This window comes from Micromonospora sp. NPDC003776 (assembly GCF_053605645.1).
Map to the genome: position 1 here is coordinate 1 of NZ_JBSGJR010000020.1, position 23,622 is coordinate 23,622.

Below are 23,622 nucleotides of genomic sequence, written 5' to 3' on the forward strand. Positions count from 1 at the left end.
GTCCGGTCCTGGTCCCGGACGGTCCGGTCCTGGTCCCGGACGGTCCGGTCCTGGTCCCGGACCGTCCGGTCCTGGTCCGGGACCGCAGTGGTGGCGTCCCGGACCGTGGCAGTGCACGTCGGGGCCGGCGGCGTCGGTCCGGGGACCGGCTTGCGGGTGTCCGGGACCGCGGCGTCCGCGATCAGCGGCGGTCCTGAGTCGCCGGGCAGGGGTCCGGCGGTGTGGCCGGGCGGGGCGGGGTCGGCACGGCCGAGGGCGATCTTCACCATCGTCAGGAAGCCGAGCGCCGGCAGCGCGGCGGCGACCCAGCCGATCACCGACGCTTCGGCCTCCACGACCTGGGCCGACAGGGACAGGAACACCGCCACTGTCAGCACGGTCGCCGGGAACGTGGCGCTCTTTCCCAGGCGCCGGTTGCGGCGCAGTTCCAGACCGGCGGCGATCGAGGCCAGTTCCAGGACGACCGCGTCGGCCCAGGCGAGCCAGCCCGGTTGGCCGTGCGCCGCCGCGACGTCATGCACGTGACGGAATGAGGCTGCGCCGGCCGCACCGCCGATCAACAGCATGATCAGCACCTGGATCCGGTTCTCCAGCCGCTCCCGTCCCGACCGCACCGCGACGGGGAGGTCGGGCGGCCGCTGCTCAAGCGATGCCAACGGCCCACCACCTGTCGACACGTCGTTCGCGCAGAGCCTCGAATGGCGCCGCCCTGAGCAGGCGGACCGAGAAGGCAGCCGCCAAACTGTTTGCATTGATGAGGGCTGAGGTCATGTTTGTTCTCCAGCTTCTTTTTGTAGGGATCCAATAGCGACGGGGATGCGCGCCGCGGCGCGCCTACCCGCACAGGACTGGCGTCCGTGCGGGCGGGACCTTGCCGCGGGACGGCCGGCAGGGCGCAACCCCTTGTGCTTGCAGAGGTCGGCCAATGCCTCTGTGATCGAGCCGACGAACAATCCAGGGCCGCCCAGGGGCCACGCAGCCGGGCAGCAGGTGCCGCCACAACCCTTACTGCAGGCTGAGGTCAGCGGGCGGACACGGGGACAGACGGCCAAGCCGAGCCAGTCAGGACTCTCGCCACCGGCGGCGCTCAACAAGCGCCACAGTGGTGCGGCTCAACTCGCCGACGAGTGATCCTTCATGTGGGACCTCCCATCTCTCGGTGTCCTCCGCATCGCCAGCGCGAGCAACAGCAGCCACCCTGTCCTGCGAGTGCCTGCGCGCCTCTTGTGGCCGACCACGCCGGCCGGCGATGCGGGTACGTATATCGAGTACGCCCGGGAATGCCCGTCGCGTCAAGCCCGGCTTCCGTGCGACTCGATCAGCGAACATTGGCGCGAGTCCGGGGGAGTGCCATCGGCCAGGGCATTCACCACCAAGCCGGTGACTTTCGTCAGATCACGTCATGGCCGCTGCTTCCCACTCGGCGAGCCCGGTATTAGGGTTTCGTCCGGCCGTCGGTACGGCGGCTGGCCGACACGGGGAGGTGTCAGATGCGGCGTCGTCAACTGCTGGCGTCCGGGATGTTCACGGCGATCGGGCTCAGCACCGCGGAGCTACTGACAGCAGGACCAGCCGCCGCCGAGACGGCCTTGTTGAAGAGTGTCGGCGTCCAACTGCCGGTGACCGACCTGCGGGCGATCGAACTCGACGAAGCGCGCGGGCGCCTCTACATCGCCCAAGGCGTCGGCGGTGGGCTGCCGCTGGTGGTGACCGACCTCGACGGCCGGCTGCTGAACCGGGTCACGGCCGTCGCCGACATCTCCGACCTCGTCCTCAGCGACGACGGGCGCATCCTGTACGCGGCCCAGGGCTTCAACCGGATCGTCGCGCTGGACGCCGCCACGCTCACCATCATCGCCAGCTACCCCGCACCCACCGGCGCCCACCTGTACACCGTCGAACCGGCCGGCGAGAAGGTTGTCGGCGGGTTCATCGACGCCGGGATCGGCTCCGGCGGTCTGCTGATCTGGTCCGCGCCCGGCACCCCGCCGGTGCTCTACACCGGCGGCCCCAACGTCCACCCGATCATCGACGCCAGCCCCGGCGCGCCCGGCCTCCTCGTCGCCGGCGACACCGACTATTCGCCGATCACCACGTACGTCATCGACGTGTCCGGCGACAGCCCGACGATCGTGGCCCGGCGGGACAACACCGGCAGCAACCTGATCGACTACGCCATCAGCCCCGACGGCACCGAAGTGGTGGAGACGGTCGGCAACCCGTACGAGCACCACTCGTACCGGCTGCCGGATCTCGCCGACGCCACCGTCTACCCCAGCGGGGTCTACCCGCAGGACGCCGCCTGGTCCGCCGACAGCTCCACGGTCGCCATCGGCCGCACCTCGACCGGCACCGGTGACACGGATGTCTATCTCTACGCCAAGGGCAGCACGGTCCCGACGTATGCCGTCGACTTCCGCAACGGCGACAACCTCTGGCAGGGCACGCTGCTGGTCAACCGGGATGGCACCCGCGCCTGGGCGGTCACCTCCAACGACCCCTACCAGGAAACACAGCTGCTGCACTCCTTCGGGCCGGCGCACCCGCCGAAGCCGCCGGTCACCGACCTCGCCATCACCGCCCGCGTCGGGAGCGGCAAGGACAAGGGCACCGCGCAGCTCACCGTGACCTGGAGTTCGCCGATCGGCGACGACAACTACTGGTGGATCACGGCGTCGACCAACGGCGGGCCCGAGCAGGAGTTCTGGCGCGGCAAGCTGGACGCCAGCGGCAGGTACGCCCTCACCTACTCGCTGCCACGCGGCACCACCACCTTCACAGTCCGGTACCGCGACTACTACCAGTTCTACCCGGACGGCTACGCGACCGCGGTGCTGCAACGTTGAGCGCACCGATCCGGCGCCGCTCCCGCTCGTCCGCCGAGGCGCGCTGACGCTGCCGCTGCTCGCCACCGGCCTCGGCGGCTGCGCCGCACCGGACCCCGCCGGATCCGGCGCCGTCTGGGCCACCCCGTTGCCGACCGCCGCAGGGACGACGATGTGGTGTTCGTGTCAGGTGCGCCACCTGCGCTGGCGCTGGCGAAGCCACAGCCCGTCTGACCAGACCCGGCCACGTCATAGCCCGCGCACGGCCACCCCTTGATCGACATGGTCGGCTAGCTAAGAGAAAGCGCGCCGTGTTTCCTCGCTCAACCCAGGGAAGTGCCGGTTCCCGCAGGTCAGGGCGCGGTTCGTGGCGGTGGGCAGGCTGAGTCGCCATGCCGACATCGACGCGGGCACTCGTCGGGGATAGTTGCGAAGGTGGCGACCTTGAGCGATGACGGCGACGACCCGTACCTCGAGCTGGAAGATCTTGAAGGCGCGGACGCCGACAGGTGGGTGCGGGACCGCAACGCCGAAACCGTGGCCGCGCTGACCCAGGGCGAACGGTTCGCCGCCCTGCGGACCGAGATCCGGCACGTGCTCGACGCCGACGACCGCATTCCCTACCCGGGATGGCGCGGGGATCGCCACTACTACAACTTCTGGCAGGACGCCGCGCATCCCCGCGGACTCTGGCGCCGCACCACCCTCGACCAGTACCGCCGGCCGGAGCCCGAGTGGGACGTGCTGCTCGACGTCGACGCGTTGGCCGCCGCAGAGGGTGAGAACTGGGTCTGGAGCGACGTGACGGTGCTACGGGACGATTATCAACGCTGCCTGATCAGCTTGTCCCGAGGCGGCGCGGACGCGGTGGTGGTCCGCGAGTTCGACCTCGTCCGCCGGACCTTCGTCGAGGACGGCTTCAACCTGCCCGAGGCCAAGAGCAGCGTCTGCTGGATCGACGCCGACCACATCTACGTGGCCACCGACTACGGCCCCGGTTCGCTGACCACCTCGGGTTATGCGCGCATCGCCAAGAGATGGCGACGAGGCACCCCACTGTCCGAGGCCGAGATCGTGTGCGAGGGCCGCGTGGACGACCTGGTCGTGTACGCCTCGCACGACCGCACGCCCGGGTTCGAGCGCGACTTCGTGGGCCGGATCCTGGACTTCTACCGCAGCGAGCACTTCCTGCTGACGGAGGCGGGCGAGCGGATCCGGATCGCCGTGCCAGAAGACGCCCAGCGGGACGTACACCGCGAGTGGCTGCTGATCCGGCTGCGCTCGCCATGGACGCTGGGTGACGTGACCTATCCCGCCGGTGCCCTGCTGGCGACCCGCTTCGACGCGTTCCTCGCCGGCGCGCGGCAGATGGCGGTGCTCTTCCAACCCGACGCCCACACGGCGCTCAACAGCTACGCATGGACTCGCAACCATCTGATCCTGGCCACCCTCGCCGATGTGCGCAGCCGGTTGGAGGTGCTCACGCCGGGCGAGACGGGCTGGCGGCGGGAGCCGCTCGCGGGGGTGCCGCAGGACGATCACAGCTGGATCGTGGAAACGGACCCGGACCTCGGCGATGACTATCTGCTCGCCTCGGAAGGGTTCCTCCAACCGGCGACGCTGCGGCTCGGACAGGTCGGCGGCCCGGTCGAGATCCTCAAACGGCAGCCGGCGTTCTTCGACGGCAAGGGCCTGGCGGTACGCCAGTTCTTTGCCACCTCGGCCGACGGTACGCGGGTGCCGTACTTCGTGGTGGGGGAGCGGGACGCGCCCAGCCAGCCGACGCTGCTCACCGGGTACGGCGGGTACGAGATCTCCCAGACCCCCTACTACAGCGGGGTCACCGGCCGGGGCTGGCTGTCCCGCGGCGGTACGTACGTCGTGGCGAACATCCGCGGCGGTGGAGAGTATGGCCCCGAATGGCACCGCGCGGCGATGCGGGAGAACCGGCCGCGGGCGTACGAGGACTTCGCCGCGGTGGCGGCCGACCTGGTTGCCCGGGGCATCACCACGCCGGCCCAGCTCGGCATCGAGGGAGGCAGCAACGGCGGCCTGTTGATGGGGGTGATGCTGACCCGCTACCCGTCGCTCTTCGGCGCCGTCGTCGCGCACGTGCCGGTGCTGGACATGCGGCGCTACCACCGGCTGCTGGCCGGTGCCTCGTGGATGGCCGAGTACGGCGACCCGGACCGGGAGGAGGACTGGGCCTACCTGCGGGAGTACTCGCCGTACCACAACATCCGCACTGGGGTGCGGTATCCGCCGGTCCTGTTCATCACCTCGACCCGCGACGACCGGGTGCATCCGGGGCACGCCCGCAAGATGGCAGCCCGGCTGCGCGAGCACGGCCACGACGTGTCCTATTACGAGAACGTCGAAGGCGGGCACGGTGCCGCCGCGAACAACGAGCAGCGCACCTTCATCTCGGCGCTGGCGCTGGAGTTCCTCTGGAGCAAGTTGACCGAGCCGGTGCGCTCTGCCCTACCGCGCCAGGCTTCAGCGCCGGCCCAGCGTCAGCACACTCAGACCGAACATCAAGACACCCAGGGATAGATGGACCGACGGGACGTGCGCTATGCCGAGCACGACCTGGACCGACGCGAGTACGAGGAAACCTGACGCGTGCCAGACAGGCCGGGGCGAGCCGCCGCCCGGCTTCCACGCCAGCACCGCCGCGAGCACGTACAACATCGACGCCCCCTTCCTCACACGCGCTCCGACGTCGATGTCTCCGACGGGCGCGTCACCCGCATCTGGGCCGTCCGCAACCCGGAGAAGCTGCGGGGCGTGGGCGACGCGCTCGGCTACGTGGACGGCCGGTACCGCAGCGGGAATTGACCGCAGCTGCTGACGAGAGCCGGTCGAAGCCGAGCAAGCGATCAGCGCTGTTCGTGGTAAGGGCCGTGCGCCCGGAGTCCAAGCGGCCGGACCGGTGCGGTTGTCCACGGCGGCGGCCGTGGCGGCGTAGGGTCGGTTCGGTGGAAGGGCGTCGATACCGGTACGTCGGCCCGGCGGACGTCCGGACGTCGGTCGCCGAGGCTCCCGAGGGATGCCCCATCCGATCACCGGCCGATCTCGACGCCTACCTGGCGGCCGCGGATCCACGCGACCGTGACGAGCCGTTCACGTACGTCGTCGACCCTGCCGGCACGCTGCGGCTTGCGCCGAGACGCAGCGAGCACGTCGCCTGCGCGGGCGGTGGGGAGGTCCTCGGCGCGGGGGAGATCACCTTCGCCGGCGAGCGCGGCGGCTGGGTCGTCATTGAGGTGAGCAACCAGTCCACCGGCTACTGCCCCGAACCGGCTTCATGGGCGGCGGTGGCGGGCGCCCTCGACCGGGCGGGAATCGGGCGCCCGGAAGGCTTCACCGTGGCCGTCGTCTTCCGGCGCTGCCTCGACTGCGGCGAGCGCAACCTCGTCCGCGACGACGACTACACCTGCGCGCTCTGCGGAGCCGAGCTGCCGGAGGATGTGGAACCTCGGCTGACGGCCCAGCCGTCGACCGACCAGCATCCGCGCTGACAACCGGGTCTCACCGAGCCGTCCAGGTCCGCACCTCGATCATGTTGCCCTCCGCGGTAGCGGCCAGTGCGCAACAACCGGTGCGGCCGACGCCAGACGCGCACCCACCCGTAGGCGAGCGTCATCCGCCCAGTGCGCCGATCTCCGCAGCCGAGGCGTTACCGCCGGTGCACACCACCGCGACCCGCTGCCCGGCGAAATCCTCCGGGCGGGCGAGCACGGCGGCCAGCGCGGCGGCCCCGGCGCCTTCGGCGAGGGTGTGCGCATGGCTGGCCAGCAGCCGCTGCGCGGCCGCGATCTGCTCGTCGTCGACCAGGTGGAAGTCGGCCAGGCCGGTACGCATCAGCTGTTGCGGCAGGGCGAACCCGCGTCCAGTGGCCAGCCCGTAGACGCGGGTGCGGTTGGGGCGCTCGAGGCACGTGCCGGCCCGCCAGGAGTCGTATGCGGCCGGGGAGGCCGCGGACTGGACGGCGATGACCCGGCAGTGCGGGGCGAGCTTCGCGGCGACCAGGCAGGCCGCGGCGGCGCCGGTGCCGCTGCCGACCGGCACCACCACCGCGTCCAGGTCCGGGCGGGCCGTGAAGATCTCCACGTACAGGGTCCCGACGCCGGCCAGCAACGCCGGGGTGTCACCGGGGCTGACCAGCAGCGCGCCGGCGGCGGCCGCCAGCTTCTCCGCGTGTTGCTGGGCGGCGGCCAGGTCCGGACCGTGCAGGACCGCGGTGGCCCCGAGCGCGCGCAGCGCCCGGACCTTCTCCGCGCTGGCCGTCGCCGGCATGACGACCGTGCAGGGCGCCCCGAAGGTGGCTGACGCGTACGCGATGGACTGGGCGTGGTTGCCGGTGGAGTAGGTGACCAGGCCCCGCCCGCGTTGCTCGGCGGGCAGGCCGGCGAGGAGGGTGAGCCCGCCGCGCACCTTGAACGCGCCCACCGGCTGCACGTTCTCATGCTTCACGTACACGGTGGCGCCGGCTACGGCGTCCAGCGCCGGATACGACCACATCGGCGTCGCGGGCAACTGCCCGGCCAGGAGGTCCTGCGCGGCGAGGACGTCAGCGAAGGTCAGCAGGTTTTCCACCCGCTCATCGTCCCGGCCCGCCCTTCCATCGGTCTAATGCCAATCCTCGGCGGGTTCTATCGATCCGGTTGATATGTTTGCGCCGTGCTCGACGTGACCCGGCTGCGGGTGCTCGCCGCGGTCGCCCGGTGCGGTTCGGTCACCGCGGCCGCCCGCACCCTCGGGTACGCCCAGGCGTCGGTGAGCCACCACATCGCTCGGCTCGAGGCGGAAACCGGCAGCCAACTCCTGCAGCGCGCCGGCCGCGGTATCCGGCTCACCGAAGCCGGCCGGATGCTGGCCCAACGGGCGGACGAGATCCTCGGGCGGCTCGACGCGGCCGAAGCCGACCTCGCCGCGTACACGGGGCTGCGCGCCGGCCGGGTCCGGTTGGCCGCCTTCCCGTCCGCGCTCGGCACGTTCGTGCCGCAGGCCGCCGCCGCCTTCGTCGCCGAGCACCCCGACATCGAACTGCGCTTCACCGAAGCCGAACCGCCCGACGCGGTCCGCCTGCTGCGCGCCGGCGAGGTCGACGTCGCCGTGCTGTTCGCCTACCCCGACACGCCCGACGACCCCGGGCTGCGCCGCATCCGCCTGCTGACCGAGCCGATCTACCTGGTCACGCCCCTGGACATGCCCGGTGACCGGTTGTCCGACCACGCCGCTCGGCGCTGGATCACCGGCTGCGAACGGTGCCGGGCCCATCTGGTGCACAGCTGCGCCGAAGCCGGTTTCCGGCCCGACATCGCCTTCACCACCGACGACTACCTCGCCGTCCAGGCGCTCGTCGCCGCCGGCCTCGGGGTCACCACCCTGCCCGGGCTGGCCCTGGCCGCGCAACGACACAGCCGGGTACGAGCAGTGCGGCTACCCGGCCCGGGCCGGCGGATCGACGCCGCCGTGTACGGGCAGCCGCCCGACCCACCCGCCACCGCCACCCTCCTGACCCACCTGACCGAAGCGGCCCGGAACGCACGGACCTGAACCCGGCTGCCAACGCTCGCGCAGCGGGCGCTTCCCGGCCCGGGAGGGTTTGGTGGTCCCGCCGGCGGGAAGCTTGCGGATTTGCGACAACAGCGAAAGGAAGCCGCATGACGTCGACCAGCCTGCCCGGCGGCACGTTCCGCATGGGGGAACTGACGGTCACCCGGATGGGGTACGGCGCGATGCAGTTGGCCGGCCCGCACGTCTTCGGCCCGCCGGCCGACCGGGACGCCGCCGTCGCCGTGCTGCGCGAGGCCGTCGAGCTGGGCATCAACCACATCGACACGGCCGACTTCTACGGCCCGTACGTCACCAACGAGATCATCCGGGAGGCGCTGTATCCCTATCCGGAGGATCTGCACATCGTGACCAAGGTCGGGGCGCTGCGGGACGCCGAGGGTAACTGGCCGCAGGCCCTCGCCCCGGAGCAGCTGCGCCAGGCCGTGCACGACAACCTGACTCGCCTCGGCCTCGACGTGCTCGACGTGGTGAACCTGCGCGTCGGCGGGTTCGACCGGCCCACCCCCGGATCCATCGAGGAGCCGTTCACGGTTCTGGCCGAGCTGCAGCAGCAGGGGCTGATCAAACATCTCGGGCTCAGCACGGTCAACGCCGATCAGATCGCCGAGGCGCAGTCCATCGGTTCGGTCGTGTGCGTGCAGAACTTCTACAACATCGCCAACCGGGACGACGATCCCCTCGTCGACTCGCTTGCGGCGCTGGGCATCGCCTACGTGCCCTACTTCCCGCTCGGCGGTTTCTCTCCGCTGCAGTCCGAAGAGCTGAACGCCGTCGCCGCCCGCCTCGGCGCCACTCCACTGGCGGTCGCGCTGGCGTGGCTGCTGCACCGGTCCCCGAACATCCTGCTCATCCCCGGCACCTCGTCCGTGGCGCACCTGCGCGAGAACGTAGCCGCCGCCGGACTGGCCCTGCCCGACGACGCGCTGAGCGAACTGAACAGCATCGACTGACCGGCTCGGCCGCGGCGAGCGCCGCTGTTGGGCACGTTCGCCGCTGCTCGGCTCCGACGGGAGCCGGGTTTCAGGGCCGGCGGGTGGGGTATGGCCGGCCATGCGTACGGCACTTCTGAACAAGCTGGAGCAGGCCTCCGCGCTGGACCGGGTGGGCGACCGGCTACAGCCCAGGGTGTGGTCGCTGCTGCGACCGCAACGGGTCAAGGATGCGCTGCACGGCGTGTGGCTGGGCCATCCGCTGCACCCGGCGCTGGTGCAGGTCCCGATGGGCGCGTGGATGAGCAGCGCCGTCCTCGACCTGATGCCGGGGCGGACGCGAGGGCAGGAGCACGCCGCTGCGACCCTCGTCGCGGTCGGCACGGCAAGCGCGCTGCCGGCCGCGCTGACCGGCGTCAACGACTGGTCGTGGCTCTGGCAGGAGGAACGCCGGGTCGGCCTGGTGCATGCTGCCACCAACACCCTGGCGGTGGCTCTCTACGCGAGCTCGCTCGCCGCACGCCTGCGCGGGCGGCACGGGCTCGGCCGCATCCTCGGTCTGTTCGGCCTGGCGACGGTGAGCGCGGGCGGTTATCTCGGCGGCCACCTCGTCTACAAGCAGACCGCGCAGGTCAACCAGGGCGCCCCGGACATGCACCGGGTCGAGTACGGGTGGCGCCGGGTGGCGGAGGTCGACTCCCTGCCCGAGGCCCAGTTGCTGGCCCGGCAGGTCGACAACGTGCCCGTCGTGGTCTACCGCGACGGCACCGACATCACCGTCCTGCTCGACCGCTGCGCCCACCAGAGCGGGCCGCTCGGGCAGGGCAAGGTGATCCAGGTCGACGGGCAACCCTGCGTCGTCTGCCCATGGCACGGCAGCACTTTCCAGTTGAAGGACGGAGAGGTGGTGCACGGCCCGGCGAGCACTGACCAGCAGGTGCTACCCACGCGGGTGACCGACGGCGTTCTGGAGGCCAGGCTGCCCTGACCGCCGGGGGAGGGGCGGCCACCGGTCAGCCGGGTCGGCGGGCGCCGCTGTACGGCATGTTCGCCAGCTGGGCCATGCGCACCACGTCCCCGGTGTGCGGGGCGTGGACGATCAGCCCGTTGCCGACGTAGATGCCCACGTGATGGTGGTCGGAGTAGAAGAAGACCAGGTCACCCGTACGAAGGTTGGCCTTGCTCACCGCCACGCCCGAGGTCCACTGGTCACCGGTGAAGTGGGCCAGGTGCACCCCGGCGGCGGCCCACGCGTACTGGGTCAGGCCGGAGCAGTCGAACGTGTCCGGGCCGTCGGCCGCCCACACGTACGGTTTGCCGATCTGCTTGCACGCCGTCTTCGCCGCGACGCCGCCGCTGCCGGTGATGGCGACGGCGGGACACTGCCCGCCGATGAACAGCGAACTGGTCGACGTGATCGGTGAGGTGCCGCTGGACGTGGTGGCCGACTTCGCGGCTGCGGCTCTGGCCGCCGCGGCCTCCGCCGCCGCCTTGGCCGCGTCCGCGGCGGCGATCTTCTTGCGCAGCGCGTCCAGCCGCGTGATCTCGGCGTCGATGGTCTTCTTGCGCGCCGCCAGTTGGGCCTGCTGGCGCTGCTGGATCGCGATCAGCGCGTCGATCTTCTCCTTGTCGGCGTGGTAGCTCGCCTGCTGGGTCGACAGGTGACTGATCTGTCGCTGCTCCGAATGGGCCACCTGATTCACCAGCGCGAGCTGGTCCCCCAGCTCGGTCGGCGGCGAGCCGGGGGTCAGCAGGGCGTTGAAGGTGGAAAGCGAGTTCTCCCGCTTGTAGTAGCCCGACACGATCTGCGTGACCCGGGTCCGGCTGACCTCCACCGACCTGCCCAGCGGCTCCAGCTGCCGGCTCAGTTCGGCCGATCTCCGCTGGTTTGCCGTCAGGTCGGTGCGGACCTTGTTGTACTGCTCGATGACGGGTTCGAGCTTCTCGAACGCCGCTTCGATCTGCTGCTGCACCTGCGCGGCCGACGGTGCGGCGTGGGCCTGGGCGGCCGGCGCGACGGCCACCATGGTGGCCGCGGCGACGGCGAGGATTCTGGCGAGCAGACGCGATCCGGCGGCCCGGGTGCGTACGCGTGGCAACGGCTGCGGCTCCTTCCATTCGAGGCCGACGCATCGCTGCGCCGACCTCGACCGCCTGCCGAGTTAGCTGACGGGTTCGGGCGTGGAAGGCGCCCTACCGCTGACGCGGATTCACCCCGGAAACGGTGGTTCCCCGGCTCGCCGTTGACGCCGACGGCGTCCGGTGATTCGGCGGTGGCCGCCCCGGGGACTCCAGGTGGAGACCGACGTCCGGAACGGACGCTGACCAACACTAGTGAGGACGGCCCGAAGAAATCAACGAGCCGATAATGCCAATTCACTGTGCGGTCGAATGGGCACATCGGGTGCCGGAAATGATGTCCACGTAAGACTCCGCTAATCGAATTCTCAACCGTTCCTAATATTGATCGTCAAACTGCGCGTGCTACTCCAGCCGGCGGCGGCCCATCGACGGCGGCTCCCGGCCGGCGAGCAGCCACCCGGCGATGGTGGCGAGCACCGGCAGCCCGACGACCGTCGCGGCCAGGTGCCCGACCGGCACGTCGGCGAGCGCCCCAAGGTCGCGGTGCAGCACGCTCACCAACCCGGCGTACGCGCCGACCAGCCCGAGCACGGCCCCGAGCAGTGCGAGCGCCCCCGCCGTCGTGGCGGTCAGGGTGCGCCGTACCCGCCGGGGCGCTCCGGTGGCGGCGAGGGTGCGCAGGTCGCCGGCGGCCTCGCCGCGGATGAGGCCGACGGTCATCGCGAGGATGCCGAGGGCGAGCAGCGCGCCGGCGGCGACGGCCCCGGTCCTCAGCGATGTGAGCGTGGCCCGCTCGTGGCGGGACTCGATGGTGAGGCCGGCGCTCACGGCCAAGTTCTGCGCGGTGGTCAGCTCCTGCGTGGTGAGCGGGTGGTCCGCGTCGAGGAGCCAGCCGACCCGCGCGGGCTGCCAGCCGTGGCGCGCCATCATGTGCGCGGTGACCAGCGAGTTCGGCATCGAGGAGTACCGGGGGTTCGGCAGCGCCTGGGTCTTCGGGTAGACGCGGCGTTCGGGGATGTTCACCAGTTCGAGGGCGCCGGTGCGGACGGTGAGCACATCGGTGTCGGCGGCGACCGCCGCGGGGTCCAGGTGGTTGCGCCCGAGCAGTTGCGGGGTGGCCACGTAAAGGGGGTACGACGCCATCTGCTGCCCGTCGGCGACCGGGGTGCCGATCTCGACGGCCGGATGCCCGGGTTGGCCGCCGTTCTGGCCCGGTTCGGTGTCCGCCGCGACCACCGCCATGTCCAGCGGGGTCACGGCGGGCGCGCCGAGGTTGCCGGCGATCGTGTCCAGCTGGGCCTGCAGGCCGGCCAGTTCCGCCGGGGTGCGTACCGGGATCACCGGGGCGGGGCGGCCGATGCGGACCAGCAGCTGGTTGTCGGCCAGGTTGCCCAGCCCGGCGGCCTGCCTGGCCTGGTGTTCGGCGGCGGCGGACCCGGCGACGACCGCCACGGAGATGCCCAGCGCGAGACTGATCGCGGCGAGCGCCGCGCCGGCCCGGGCCTGGTAGCGGACCAGGTCGGTCAACGCCAGCCGGACCGCCACCGGCAGCCTGCCGCGCGCCGCGGCCAGCAGCCGGATCGCCGCCGGGCCGAGCAGGAGCACCCCGACGGCCGTGGCGACGGTGCCCGCGCAGAGCAGCACCGGGTTCTTCCCGCCGGACAGCACCAGGCAGGTGACGCCGGCGGCGAGCAGGAGCGCGGCGACCATCGCGGTGCGCCGGGCCGGTCGGGGCCGCGGCGGCCGCGCCGACAGTGCGCTCATGATCGGCGTACGGGCGATGGCCCGCGCCGGCCACCACGCGGCGGCGGTGGCGGTCGCCACGGCCAGCACCATCTCCGCGCCGATCGTCGTCCACGGCAGGTCGAACCGGTCGATGCGGTGCCCGGCGGCCGTCTCCACCCGTCCGGCCACAGCCAGCCAGGCGGCGACGCCGATGGTGGTGCCGAGCACGGCCGCGACCGCGCCGACGACGGCGCCGTTGGCCAGCAGCACCAGCCGCAGGTGCCGGCGGGTGGCGCCCATCGCGGCGAGCATGCCGAGCTGCCGCAGCCGGCGTTGCGCCGCCACGACGAACCCGGCCGCCGCGACCAGCGACACCAGCAGCAGCCCGACGGTGGCCAGCGCCAGGGTGACGGCGGCGACCACCGTACGGCTCGTGCCGGGCCGCGACTCGCGCATCAGCGGACCGTCGATGGTGTTGCGGAACGCCTCCAGCGAATCCGTGGTCCCACCGACGAGAACGGTGACGGTCTGCGGCGGGTCGGCGGACGCCGGGTCCACGAGGGCGAACTCGTCGGTCAGGTCCTTGGGGTTCTCCACCACCCCGACGACCAGCCGGTCGTGACCGTCGAAGTGCAGCCGCCGGCCGAGCCCGGTCCGCAGCGTCCGCGCCACCGCGTCGGTGACGGCGATCTCGCCGGCGCCGGCCGGCAACCGGCCCTGCCGCACCGCCAGCATCGACGCGCCGTACGCGCCGCGCGGGTCCTGCGCCCGCACGTCGACCGGGTCGAACAGGCCGGGCACCTCCACGTACCGGTGGCCGATCGCGTCGATGGTGCCGAACCAGTTCCGGGCGGCGGCGAGCCGGGACTGCAGCTGGGCCGGGTCGCCGCCCTCGAACTGCAGGAGGTGGTCGGCGCGTCCGAACCGCGCGTCGCTCGTGGAGGCCATGTTGTAGGTCGCCGAGACGGCGAACGTGGCCCCGATGACGGCGACGGTGAGCAGCGCGAGGGTCAGCACCTGCTGGCGCCACTCGCGGCGGAACAGCCGTACCGCCCAGCGGATCACGGCCCGGCGGGCCGGCAGCCCACCGCCGGGGGCGCGGCGGGCCGCCGGCCGGGCGGCGGCCGGCGGGGTGGCGGTCGCGCTCACGGTGCCACGTCCCCGGCGAGCAGGGTGTCCGGGCCGGCCGATGGCGCGGTCTGGTCGACCACCCGGCCGTCGCGGAGGAACACCACCCGGTCGGCCCAGGACGCCAGTTGCGCGTCGTGGGTCACCAGCACCCCGGCGATCCCGCGCTTGCACGCCGCCCGCAGCATCCGCATGACCGCCTCACCGTTGCCGGAGTCCAGCGCGCCGGTCGGCTCGTCGGCGAGCAGCAGCCGCCGCTCGCCGACCACCGCGCGGGCGATCGCGACCCGCTGGCGTTCGCCGCCGGACAGGTCGTCGGGGAAGTGGCCGGCCCGCTCGGCCAGCCCCAACTCCTCCAGTACGCGCAGACCGGCGGCCCGGGCGGCCCGCGCGCCGAGTCCGTCGAGTTCGAGCGGCAGCGCCACGTTCTCCACTGCGGACAGCCCGGCGAGCAGGTTCAGATCCTGGAAGACGAAGCCGATGGACCGGCGGCGCATCCGGGCCCGCGCGTCGGCGGACATGCTCGCCACGTCGTCGCCGCAGACCAGCACCGCACCGTCGGTCGGCTCCTCCAGGCTGCCGGCGATCGTCAGCAGGGTGCTCTTGCCGGAGCCACTCGGCCCCATGATCGCCACCAGCTCGCCCGCCTCGACGGTGAGGTCCACCTGCCGCAGCGCGTGGACGGTGCCGTTGCCGGTGCCGTACACCTTGGACACCTGGCGCATGCTCAGCACGGCGCTCATCGACGGGCCCCCTCGCGCGTGGGCGTGGGTTTCGCCGCTTCCGGGCCGGCCGGCTTGGCCCGGTCGCCGGGCGCGTCGGCGGGGGGTGGGGCGGGTAGGCGGCGCAGCCGGGCGTCGGCCGCGTCGAGCCAGCGGACCACCGATTCGAGCCGGAACAGTTCCGCGTCCACGACGAGGCCAAGTGCGATGTCGTCGGGGTCCGCCTCGGCCTTCAGGTGGGTGTAGCGCTGCATCTCCTCGACCAGGCGCCGGCGGTGGACCTGCAGGATCTCCCGTACGTCGACGCCGGGCATGCGCACCGCCACCTGCACCTTGATGACGAGTTCGTCGCGGGGTGGGGGCGTGGACTCGGGCGGGGTGCGCAACCACCGGTCCAGTTCCCGCTGGCCGTCGGCGGTGATCCGGAATCGCCGCTGCGCGCCGTCGCGCCCGGCCTCGTCCGATGCCACGTGCCCTTCGCGTTCCAAGCGCTGCAGCGTCGTGTAGACCTGCCCGACGTTGAGCGGCCAGACCTCACCCGTGCGGGCCTCGAACTCCTGCCGCAGTTGCAGGCCGTACTTGGATCCCTCTGTCAGCAGCGCCAGCAACGCATGTCGAATGCTCATGCTCCACCATCCAGCGTCAGTATACTGGGTATAATACTCAGTATTATCTACCGGTCCAGCGATTTCGAGCGCGAGCCCTTCCTCCACGCGTCCGTTATCACTCTCGATAGTGATAAGGTTCTTCCGTGGAGATGTCGAGCGACCGTTGGGCTGAGCTGGCGCTGCATCCGGTGCGCATCCGGATCCTGCGGGCGGTGTCCGGTGGGCGGTCGACCACGCACGACCTCGTCGCGCTGCTGCCGGACATCCCGCAGGCCACGCTGTACCGGCACCTGGCCACGCTGGTCAAGGCAGGCCTGATCGAGGTGGTGGAGGAGCGCAGGATTCGCGGGGCGGTCGAGCGGGTCTACGCGCTGCCCCCCCACGGTGCGGCGTTGGACGCCGCGGCCCTGGCCATGGCGACACCCGAGGATCACGCCCGCTACTTCACGGCGTTCGTGTCGAGCCTGCTGTCGGAATTCTCCCGCTACCTCGCCCGCGAACGGATCGACTTCGCCGCCGACGGGGTCGGGTACCAGCAGCTCGTGCTCCACCTGACCGACGCGGAGCTGGCCACGTTCGCCGCCGACCTCAACCAGGTCATCGGGCCGCTGCTCGGAAACCAGCCCGGCAACGGCAGGGTGCCGCGGCTGCTGGCCACCATCCTGATGCCGGCCGACCAGCCGACCGCCAGCGACACCACACAAGAGACGCCGGAACGAGAAGAAGTCTCCGGTACGAGGGAAGGAAGCGGCTGATGGCATCGGTCACGGTCACCAGCGAGCTGGTCGACATCCGGTTCACCGGGTGGGAGCGGCTCTGGATCGGGCGGGAGCGGTTGGCCATCCCGGTCGCGGCGGTGCGGCACGCCGCCGCGGTCGACGGCCCGCTGCGCCTGGCCCGCGGCGGTCGGCGCGGAATCGTCGTGTCCGGCTTCGTCAAGATCGGTGTGTGGGGGCTGCTCGGTGGCCCCCGTCAGCTCGTGGCGGCGCACCGGGGCGAGCCCGGGCTGCACCTCGTCCTGGACCGCGCGGCCGCTGGCGGGGAGTTCGACGAAATCGTGCTCTCTCACCCGGCCGCGCCCGGCATCGCGGAGGCGATCGGACGCGCGACGGCGGCCTGCGCATGAGCGGCGACCGCCTGGCGATCGAGGTCGCGCACCTGACCAAGCGGTACGCCGCCCTCACCGCCGTACGTGATCTCACCTTCACCGTCGTGCCGGGCGTGGTCACCGGGTTCTTGGGCCCGAACGGCGCAGGCAAGACCACCACGATGCGCATGCTGACCGGCCTCGTGTCGCCCACCTCCGGCACGGCGACGATCGGCGGCCAGCCGTACCGGCGGTTGCCGCGGCCATCGCGCACCGTCGGCGCGGTGTTGGACGCGAGCGCGGCCCACCCCGGCCACACCGCCCGCGACCACCTACGCGTCTACGCCGCGATGGGTGGCTACCCGGACCGGCGGGTTGCCGACCTGCTCGACCTGCTCGGCCTCACCGAGGCCGCCGACCGCTGCACCCACGGGTTCTCCACCGGCATGCGGCAGCGGCTCAACCTCGCCACCGCGCTGCTCGGCGACCCCCGGGTGCTGCTGCTAGACGAGCCGAGCAACGGCCTCGACCCGGAAGGCATGCTGTGGCTGCGAAGCTTCCTGCGTCAGCTGGCCGACGAGGGTCGCACCGTCCTGATCTCCAGCCATGTGCTCAGCGAGATTCAGCAGCTCGTCGACGACGTGGTGGTGATCCGGCGCGGCGAGCTCGTCGCCGCCGGGCCGTGGGCGCGGCTCGCCGGGCCACCGGCGGTGCTGGTGAGCTCGCCGGACGCCGACCGGCTGGCCGTCGCCCTGCGGGTCAGCCGGCCAGATGGCGACGCACCGCGGGTCGAAGCTGTCGAGAGCGGCCGGCTGCGGGTGCATGGGCTCGACGCCCCGGACGTCGCCGACCTCGCCGCCGCGCACCGACTGCGGGTGCACGAGCTGGTCACCGAGAACACCAGCCTCGAACAACTCTTCCTTCACCTGACCACCGACAAGGCGGCCACCCCGTGAAACACCTGATCAAAGCGGAGTTCCGCCGGCTGCTCGCCACCCGGATGTGGAGCGGGCTGTTGCTCGCCGCAGCCCTGCTCGGCGGCGGCATGATGAGCGCGCTGGCGCTCGTCGGGCCGGAGAACTTCGACCCGCCCATGCCCGGCATGGACACCGAAACCGGCCTCCGCTCGATCCTCGGCATCCTCGGCTACACCGCATTCGTGCCGGCCGCCGCCGGCACACTCGCCGTCACCTCCGAGTACCGACACCGCACCGCCGCCGTCACGTTCCTGTTCGCGCCCCGCCGCTGGCAGGTGCTCGCCGCCAAACTCACCACCTACGGCGTCGCCGGACTGGCGTACGGGCTGATCCTCGCGGGCACCGCTGCCGCGGCCCTGTTCACCGTCGCCGCCGCCCGCGGCGACTCGCTCGGCCTGCCACCCGGCACCGTACTCGCGCTGCTCGCCCGCATCGGCCTCGCCATGGTCGTGTACCTGCTGCTCGGTGTCGGCGTGGGCGCCCTGATCCGAAACCAGGTCGTAGCCCTGTGCGTCGTGATCGGCTACCTCTACATGGGCGAGACGCTGCTCATGATGATCCCCGGCGTCAACGCGCTCTACCCGGTCCTGCCCGGCGGCGCCACCGCCTCCCTCACCGACTTCACCTACCTCGCCGACGCCATGTCGCAAGAACTCGGTAGCACCGCCGTCCAACTGCTGCCACCGGCCGCCGGCGCGCTACTGCTCACCGCCTACGCACTCGCTGCCTCGCTGATCGCCGTCGTCATCCCCATGCGCCGCGACATCACCTGACCCGACCCGCTTGAATATCTGCGCCAGGAGCAGATCCACCAACAGCGGCAGGTGCAGCGCCCGCAGCGGAGCCCGGTGCACCCCAGATGGCGGACGGTCAGCGGCTCGCTCTCGCGACCAGCGGGATGCCCTCGCGGTAGGTGGGCACCGCCGGAGCCCAGCCCAGCTCGCGCTTGGCCTTGGCGTTGGAGACGCGCATCGAGGTGGTCATCATCGCGTGGGCGTACGGGATGGGCCGCAGCAGCCAGCTCGGCACCCGCCACGGCCGGCGCGCCCCGAACTCGGCGGCCATCGTGTCCAGGTAGTCCCCCCAACGCACCGGCTCGTCGTCGACGATGTTGTACGCCTGCCCGGCGCGCCCCTTCTCCAGGGCGGCCACCGTCGCCGCGGCGGCGTCCTCCAGGTAGATGAAGTTGGCGAACCCGGCCGACGAGGGCACCGGCAGCCGGCGCTTGCGCACCAGGTTGACCATCATCCTGGTCATGCTGTCCTGCCCGTAGAAGAACCCGTAGCGCAGCGCGACGCCCTCCATCTCGTCGGCCGAGAACGTCTGCTCCTCGGCGGAGCGCATGGCCGCGACGGCGCTGCCCAGCATGCCGCCCACGGGCTCGCCGAACGGGGTGTCCTCGGTGATCACGCCCGGGCCGTGGTCGCGGTAGCCGTACCCGAGCATGATCGACTGGGTGACGAAGCGGTGCGCGCCGACCGCCCGCGCCGCCGCGAGCAGGTTGGCGGTTCCGGTGGTACGCAGGGCGTTCGTGCCCTGCAGCGCGTCCCGCATCTTCGTGGTGCCCAGCGCGGTCAACTCGTGGATGACCGCGTCGGCGCGCACGTCCCGTACGGCGGCGAGCAGCCCGTCGCGGTCCATCACGTCGGCCACCACGGCCTCCGCGCCGGCGCGGCGCAGCCGCTCGGCGTTGCTCTGGCTACGGCTGATCCCGACCACCTCGTGGCCCGCGGCGATGAGCTGGCGGGTCAGGGGCGTACCGACGGCGCCCGAGGCGCCGGCGAGCAGGACTCTCATGGCTTCGGTTCCTCTCTACAGATCTCACCCGGGTAGACGAGGTACCGATCGGACCTGTGATGACCTGGCGCTGTGTCGTCCCGCACAGCCGGAAACGCGTCGTGCGCTCCGGTGGCCGTGCGTACGATCGCGACATGCGCCGGACCTTCGACATCATCGCCCCGCCGCGCTCCTGAGCGGGGCGCTTCTGCTCATCGTGTCCAGCCGCTGTCGGCTGGCCGCGCGGTCCGTGCAGCGCTGAGTCCGGTACGCCCCGCTTCCGCGACCCTCATTTCTCTCGTCGCAGGAGCGATTCCTCATGCTTGTCTCCGAACAACCGGTGGCTGCCGCCCGACGTCCCGCCACCGGCCTGTGGTCGCTTGTCCCCGCCGGCGTGCTGTGGGGCACCGGTGGCCCCACCGGCAGCCTCCTCGCCCACGAAACCGGGCTGTCACCGCTGGCCGTGGCGGCCTACCGGCTCACCGTCGCCGGCATCCTCGTCATCAGCTGGCTCTGCCTGACCCGGCAACCCCTGCCACGCGGTCGGCACGCCTGGACCCGGATGGCCGTGAACGGGCTGCTCGCCGCGGTCTTCCAGGCCTGCTTCTTCGCCGCGGTGTCACTGACCAACGTCAGCCTCGCCACCCTGCTCACCATCGGCGCCGCACCAGCCCTGGTCCTGTCCGCCGAACGGGTCGCCGGCCGGCGGCGGGTCAGCGCATCCATGCTCGCCGCGGTGGCCCTCGCTGTGGCCGGTCTCGCCCTGCTCGTCGGCACGCCGGCCGGCGGCGTCACCACCACGCGGGCACTCACCGGCGGTGGACTCGCATTGCTGTCGGCCGCCGGCTTCGCCGCCATGACCTTCATCGGCGCCCGACCGGTCGCCGGGCTCGACGACCTCACCGCCACCGGCGTGAGCTTCACGATCGGCGGTGCCGTGCTCGCCGCCGCTTCCACGGCGACCTCCGGCATGGCCTTCGTCCCCACCCCGAGGTCCCTGGGACTGCTGCTCGTGCTGGGCACCGTACCCACCGCGATCGCGTACGCCCTGTACTTCCGGGCCTGCGCACCACCCCGGCCGGCACGGCGGCGCTGATCGCGCTGCTGGAACCGATCGTGGCCACCCTCCTTGCCACGCTGTTCCTCGGCGATCGGCTCAGTTCGACCGGGCTCATCGGCGCCGGGCTGATCACCACCGCCATCGTGCTGAACGCCCGCGGCGCACACCGCTGATGCGAGGGGCCCGGGCAGGACCAACCGGACCTGCCCGGGCCCCGGGCGTCGCTCGTCGGGCGCTTCGCCCAGCAGCAGGCCCGTTACGACCCCGCGTCCGCAGGCAGACTGTCCATGAACGAGCTGACCGAGAAGACCGCGCGGCCCGGGCCGGCCGGGCCGTACCCGGGCGGGCTGGACAGGCCGTTGGCCTTCATGGTCGCGGCGTAGGCCTCCAGCAGCCGGATGTGGTACTCCAGCGGCGCGCCCTGCGGGTTCGTCCGGCCGAGCGGGGTGGTCGGCTCCGGGCACCAGGTGGTGAACCGCGGGGTGATGCCCCGTGACATGAAGTACTGCAGGCCCTCGGTGGTCGACTCGATCGCCTCGTCCACGCTGGTGAAGCCGTACGGGGCGGCCATCTCGACGCCGGCGACGAAGTTCGGGATGACGTTGCGCGGCCCGAAGATCTCGGCGGAGTCGAGGATCCGGCGGTGCCACTCCTCCCGGCCCACGTACCGTTCCTTGCCGGGGCAGTAGAGCTCGAACAGCCGCTTGTCCCACACCTCGTAGTTGGGGTGGTAGATCCGGATGCCGTAGTCGTGGAACCGCTGCACGTCGGCCCGCGGCAACGCCTGGGCGACCACCTTGCCGATCCACCGGCCCGGGAACCGCTCCTCGATCGCCTGCGCGTACCGGCCGTAGAAGTCGGCCTCGGCCAGCCCGTCGACCTTCGAGGTGATGCTGCCGCCGGTCAGGGTGTAGGCCTGTGACGCGCCGGTGGTGTCGTGCCGGTCGATGATCTCCAGCGCCTCCAGCACCTCCTCGACCGGCTTGACCCCGGTGTACGGGCGGCCCGCCTGCTTGTGCTGACGCCAGTTGTGGTTGATGTCGCAGTACTGGCACTCCTCCTTGGCGCCGAAGTACTGGCAGACCCGGAACACCGTCAGGTAGATCAGGTAGCCCCACTGGATCGTCGGCGCGACCTCCATCACCGACTTCCCGTTCGCCAGGGTGTGCCGGTAGTAGTCCGGCATCGGCGGCAGCCCCACGTCGGCGATCGGCCGGCCGTCCAGGAACAACCGCAGGCGGCCCTCGCCGTCGTCCTTGACCCGGTACGGCGAGTCGGGGTTGGTGCGGACCGACACGACCGTCCGGCGCAACCCGTACGGGCCGCCGGTGAGCACGATCTCCTCCGGCGGCCGGCGCAGCGCCGCGGTGCCCAGGTCCGGCAGCGTCCGGTGGTCGAAGGAGAAGATGAAGTACGACTTGGGCTTGACCGACCCGCTCTCGTTGTCGGTCAACGCCGAGTCGTCGAAGGCCAGGCCGCCGCGCAGCAGGTCCTCCTTGATGACCGCCTCTCGCGGCACATGGGGGAAACGCCCCATCAGGTCCTCGATGAGATCGGTACGCGACTGCATGCGCCCTCCTGGCGGTTGTGCACGAAGACCCCGGGGGTGGTGCGCGAGGCCTGAGGTGGGTCGGGGGCGACTCCCTGCTGCCTCCACGCTAGCCAGCCGGCGCGGGCCGGCAGGATCGGTCGGCCGCAGGTTGTTCCCTACGTCACGTCCATGCCTGCCGCCCGCGCTGGTCGGACCGCCGGTGACCTGCACCACGCCGAGGGCGGAGGCGGCCCGCCGTCTCCCGACGTCATGGCTCGTCGCGCCAGGTCAGCCGGTGAAGGACTGGGGGCCGAAGCGGCCCCAGGCCACCAGGAGGGCCAGGGCGAACAGGACCAGGGTCACCACGATTCCCTGGGCCTCGTGACGGCGCAGGTGCGCGACGCAGGCGCTGACCATCAGCAGCACCAGACCGACGGCAGCCAGTGGCACCAGCACCGGCGCGATGTCCAGCACGGCGGGCAGGATCAGGCCCACCGCAGCCAGGACCTCCAGAGCGCCGATGGCCTTGATGCTGCCGGCGCCGAAGGCCTCGAAGACCGGCATGGAGGCCACCAGCTTCTCCCTGGGCTGGACCAGCTTCATGATGCCGCTGGCCAGAAAGAGCATGGCCAGCAGTCCCGCAATGACCCACAACGCGATATTCATGACGTCTCCTTGCCGAGATTTTGGTGACTCAGCAGTCCGACGACACGACCCCTCGGAATGTGAGGTGCCGGAAGATCACTTTCCGTGCGGGTCGGCCCGGTTGAGGGTGGCGACGACCTGGTCGTAGTCACCGCGCGCCTCCCCGTACCGGAGGAACTTCACCCGCTCGACCTGGATCTCCCTGGCGTCCGGCTGCGCCTCGATCAGCGCGACGACCTCCGCCACGAACTCGTCCAGCGGCATGGCGAACTCGCTGCTCTCCTGGCCGGGCAGCAGCGCGGTGCGCACCGCCGGCGGCTCCAACTCCATCACCTGCACACTGGTGTCGGCGAGCTGCAGCCGGATCGACTCACTGAGCATGTGGATCGCCGCCTTCGACGCGTTGTAGCTCGGCGTGGCCTTTAGCGGCGCGAACGCGAGACCCGACGAAACCGTCATGATCGTCGCGTCCGGCTGCGCACGCAGGTGCTCGATGAAGGCGGCGATCAAACGGATCGGGCCGAGCACGTTCGTCGTGATGATCGACTCGGCCGAGGCGAGGAACGACTCCGGCTGGTGCCAGTCCTCGACCCGCATGATGCCGGCCATCGTGACCAGCACGTTGAGGTCCGGGTGCTTGGCCAGCACCTGCTTCGCGGCCGATTCGATGCTCGCCGGATCGGCCGTGTCGATCCGTACCGTGTCGAGGCCGGGATAGTCGGCGGCGATGATGTCGAGCAGGTCGGTGCGCCGGCCCCCGACGATGACCGTGTTGCCCTTGGCCTGCAGCACCAGCGCGAGAGCGAGACCGATCCCGCTCGTGGAGCCGGGGATGAAGATCGTGTTTCCGGAGATGTTCATGCTCTGAGCTTCGCCGGTCGTCCCGGGCCGGGGGCAGAGATCGGTTATCGGGGGATCCGGGATCCCTGGTTCCCGCCCGCCGC

The 23,622-nt window shown here is 71.5% G+C and carries 22 protein-coding genes and 1 riboswitch; of the genes, 12 read left to right on the plus strand and 10 right to left on the minus strand.

All coding sequences use genetic code 11. The features are described 5' to 3' along the window. Positions 1 to 566: DUF2637 domain-containing protein (locus tag ACWEVO_RS03625; RefSeq protein ID WP_452306030.1), on the minus strand; the 566-nt coding region annotated here is incomplete at its 3' end. A gap of 924 nt (positions 567 to 1,490) precedes the next feature. On the opposite strand from ACWEVO_RS03625, the gene ACWEVO_RS03630 reads away from it, so the two are divergent. From ACWEVO_RS03630 to ACWEVO_RS03640, 3 genes are all read left to right on the plus strand, one after another. Next, complete coding sequence (locus ACWEVO_RS03630; protein WP_452306000.1) at positions 1,491 to 2,846, plus strand: hypothetical protein; 1,356 nt, start codon at positions 1,491 to 1,493, stop codon at positions 2,844 to 2,846. Between the two features lie 414 nt (positions 2,847 to 3,260). Then, a complete protein-coding gene (locus tag ACWEVO_RS03635) occupies positions 3,261 to 5,378 on the plus strand; it encodes a prolyl oligopeptidase family serine peptidase (RefSeq protein ID WP_452306001.1) in 2,118 nt (705 codons plus the stop codon). A gap of 425 nt (positions 5,379 to 5,803) precedes the next feature. Further along, positions 5,804 to 6,346, plus strand: coding sequence for a hypothetical protein (locus tag ACWEVO_RS03640; RefSeq protein WP_452306002.1), 543 nt, complete (start codon positions 5,804 to 5,806; stop codon positions 6,344 to 6,346). 121 nt (positions 6,347 to 6,467) lie between these two features. Here the strand turns inward: ACWEVO_RS03640 and ACWEVO_RS03645 are convergent, their stop codons facing one another. Further along, complete coding sequence (locus tag ACWEVO_RS03645; RefSeq protein ID WP_452306003.1) at positions 6,468 to 7,424, minus strand: threonine ammonia-lyase; 957 nt, start codon at positions 7,422 to 7,424, stop codon at positions 6,468 to 6,470. A gap of 84 nt (positions 7,425 to 7,508) precedes the next feature. Here ACWEVO_RS03645 and ACWEVO_RS03650 point away from each other — a divergent pair, with 84 nt between their 5' ends. The 3 genes from ACWEVO_RS03650 to ACWEVO_RS03660 all read left to right on the plus strand — a co-directional run bounded on the left by ACWEVO_RS03650 (position 7,509) and on the right by ACWEVO_RS03660 (position 10,325). Next, on the plus strand, positions 7,509 to 8,387 hold the full coding sequence (locus ACWEVO_RS03650; RefSeq protein WP_452306004.1) for a LysR family transcriptional regulator: 879 nt from the start codon (positions 7,509 to 7,511) through the stop codon (positions 8,385 to 8,387). A gap of 107 nt (positions 8,388 to 8,494) precedes the next feature. Further along, entirely contained in the window at positions 8,495 to 9,358 is an 864-nt protein-coding gene (locus ACWEVO_RS03655; RefSeq protein WP_452306005.1) for an aldo/keto reductase family oxidoreductase, read from the plus strand. 100 nt (positions 9,359 to 9,458) lie between these two features. Continuing rightward, complete coding sequence (locus tag ACWEVO_RS03660) at positions 9,459 to 10,325, plus strand: Rieske 2Fe-2S domain-containing protein (protein ID WP_452306006.1); 867 nt, start codon at positions 9,459 to 9,461, stop codon at positions 10,323 to 10,325. 25 nt (positions 10,326 to 10,350) lie between these two features. Here the strand turns inward: ACWEVO_RS03660 and ACWEVO_RS03665 are convergent, their stop codons facing one another. From ACWEVO_RS03665 to ACWEVO_RS03680, 4 genes are all read right to left on the minus strand, one after another. Continuing rightward, on the minus strand, positions 10,351 to 11,436 hold the full coding sequence (locus tag ACWEVO_RS03665; protein ID WP_452306007.1) for a C40 family peptidase: 1,086 nt from the start codon (positions 11,434 to 11,436) through the stop codon (positions 10,351 to 10,353). Between the two features lie 37 nt (positions 11,437 to 11,473). Beyond that, positions 11,474 to 11,605, minus strand: a riboswitch (cyclic di-AMP (ydaO/yuaA leader). Between the two features lie 216 nt (positions 11,606 to 11,821). Further along, positions 11,822 to 14,293, minus strand: coding sequence for an FtsX-like permease family protein (locus ACWEVO_RS03670; protein ID WP_452306008.1), 2,472 nt, complete (start codon positions 14,291 to 14,293; stop codon positions 11,822 to 11,824). Then, positions 14,290 to 15,015 (minus strand): ABC transporter ATP-binding protein, encoded by a 726-nt coding sequence (locus tag ACWEVO_RS03675; protein ID WP_452306009.1) that lies wholly within the window; start codon positions 15,013 to 15,015, stop codon positions 14,290 to 14,292. Before ACWEVO_RS03675 ends, ACWEVO_RS03670 begins: the two co-directional genes overlap by 4 nt. Then, on the minus strand, positions 15,012 to 15,620 hold the full coding sequence (locus tag ACWEVO_RS03680; protein ID WP_452306010.1) for a PadR family transcriptional regulator: 609 nt from the start codon (positions 15,618 to 15,620) through the stop codon (positions 15,012 to 15,014). Before ACWEVO_RS03680 ends, ACWEVO_RS03675 begins: the two co-directional genes overlap by 4 nt. Positions 15,621 to 15,751: 131 nt before the next feature. Here ACWEVO_RS03680 and ACWEVO_RS03685 point away from each other — a divergent pair, with 131 nt between their 5' ends. The 4 genes from ACWEVO_RS03685 to ACWEVO_RS03700 are packed head-to-tail and all read left to right on the plus strand — an operon-like array spanning position 15,752 to position 18,439. Further along, positions 15,752 to 16,357 carry a helix-turn-helix domain-containing protein gene (locus ACWEVO_RS03685; protein ID WP_452306011.1) on the plus strand — a complete coding sequence of 202 codons (606 nt, stop codon included), beginning with the start codon at positions 15,752 to 15,754 and terminating at the stop codon, positions 16,355 to 16,357. Further along, positions 16,357 to 16,728: a hypothetical protein gene (locus ACWEVO_RS03690; protein ID WP_452306012.1), complete on the plus strand. Its 372-nt coding sequence runs from the start codon at positions 16,357 to 16,359 to the stop codon at positions 16,726 to 16,728. Before ACWEVO_RS03685 ends, ACWEVO_RS03690 begins: the two co-directional genes overlap by 1 nt. Continuing rightward, positions 16,725 to 17,645: an ABC transporter ATP-binding protein gene (locus tag ACWEVO_RS03695; RefSeq protein WP_452306013.1), complete on the plus strand. Its 921-nt coding sequence runs from the start codon at positions 16,725 to 16,727 to the stop codon at positions 17,643 to 17,645. Before ACWEVO_RS03690 ends, ACWEVO_RS03695 begins: the two co-directional genes overlap by 4 nt. Next, the gene (locus tag ACWEVO_RS03700) at positions 17,642 to 18,439 is read left to right on the plus strand and encodes an ABC transporter permease (protein ID WP_452306014.1); all 798 of its coding nucleotides are present in this window, start codon (positions 17,642 to 17,644) and stop codon (positions 18,437 to 18,439) included. Before ACWEVO_RS03695 ends, ACWEVO_RS03700 begins: the two co-directional genes overlap by 4 nt. 97 nt (positions 18,440 to 18,536) lie before the next feature. Here the strand turns inward: ACWEVO_RS03700 and ACWEVO_RS03705 are convergent, their stop codons facing one another. After that, entirely contained in the window at positions 18,537 to 19,463 is a 927-nt protein-coding gene (locus tag ACWEVO_RS03705; protein ID WP_452306015.1) for an NAD-dependent epimerase/dehydratase family protein, read from the minus strand. 298 nt (positions 19,464 to 19,761) lie between these two features. Here ACWEVO_RS03705 and ACWEVO_RS03710 point away from each other — a divergent pair, with 298 nt between their 5' ends. Beyond that, positions 19,762 to 20,538 carry an EamA family transporter gene (locus tag ACWEVO_RS03710; protein WP_452306016.1) on the plus strand — a complete coding sequence of 259 codons (777 nt, stop codon included), beginning with the start codon at positions 19,762 to 19,764 and terminating at the stop codon, positions 20,536 to 20,538. Positions 20,539 to 20,558: 20 nt separating this feature from the next. Continuing rightward, positions 20,559 to 20,675: a hypothetical protein gene (locus tag ACWEVO_RS03715; protein WP_452306017.1), complete on the plus strand. Its 117-nt coding sequence runs from the start codon at positions 20,559 to 20,561 to the stop codon at positions 20,673 to 20,675. Positions 20,676 to 20,758: 83 nt separating this feature from the next. Here the strand turns inward: ACWEVO_RS03715 and ACWEVO_RS03720 are convergent, their stop codons facing one another. The 3 genes from ACWEVO_RS03720 to ACWEVO_RS03730 all read right to left on the minus strand — a co-directional run bounded on the left by ACWEVO_RS03720 (position 20,759) and on the right by ACWEVO_RS03730 (position 23,539). Then, positions 20,759 to 22,072, minus strand: a complete 1,314-nt coding sequence (locus tag ACWEVO_RS03720; protein WP_452306018.1) for a radical SAM protein — start codon at positions 22,070 to 22,072, stop codon at positions 20,759 to 20,761. A gap of 249 nt (positions 22,073 to 22,321) precedes the next feature. Continuing rightward, entirely contained in the window at positions 22,322 to 22,699 is a 378-nt protein-coding gene (locus ACWEVO_RS03725; protein WP_452306019.1) for a DoxX family protein, read from the minus strand. A 75-nt stretch (positions 22,700 to 22,774) separates the two neighbouring features. Beyond that, complete coding sequence (locus tag ACWEVO_RS03730; protein WP_452306020.1) at positions 22,775 to 23,539, minus strand: SDR family oxidoreductase; 765 nt, start codon at positions 23,537 to 23,539, stop codon at positions 22,775 to 22,777. Positions 23,540 to 23,622 lie beyond the last annotated feature (83 nt).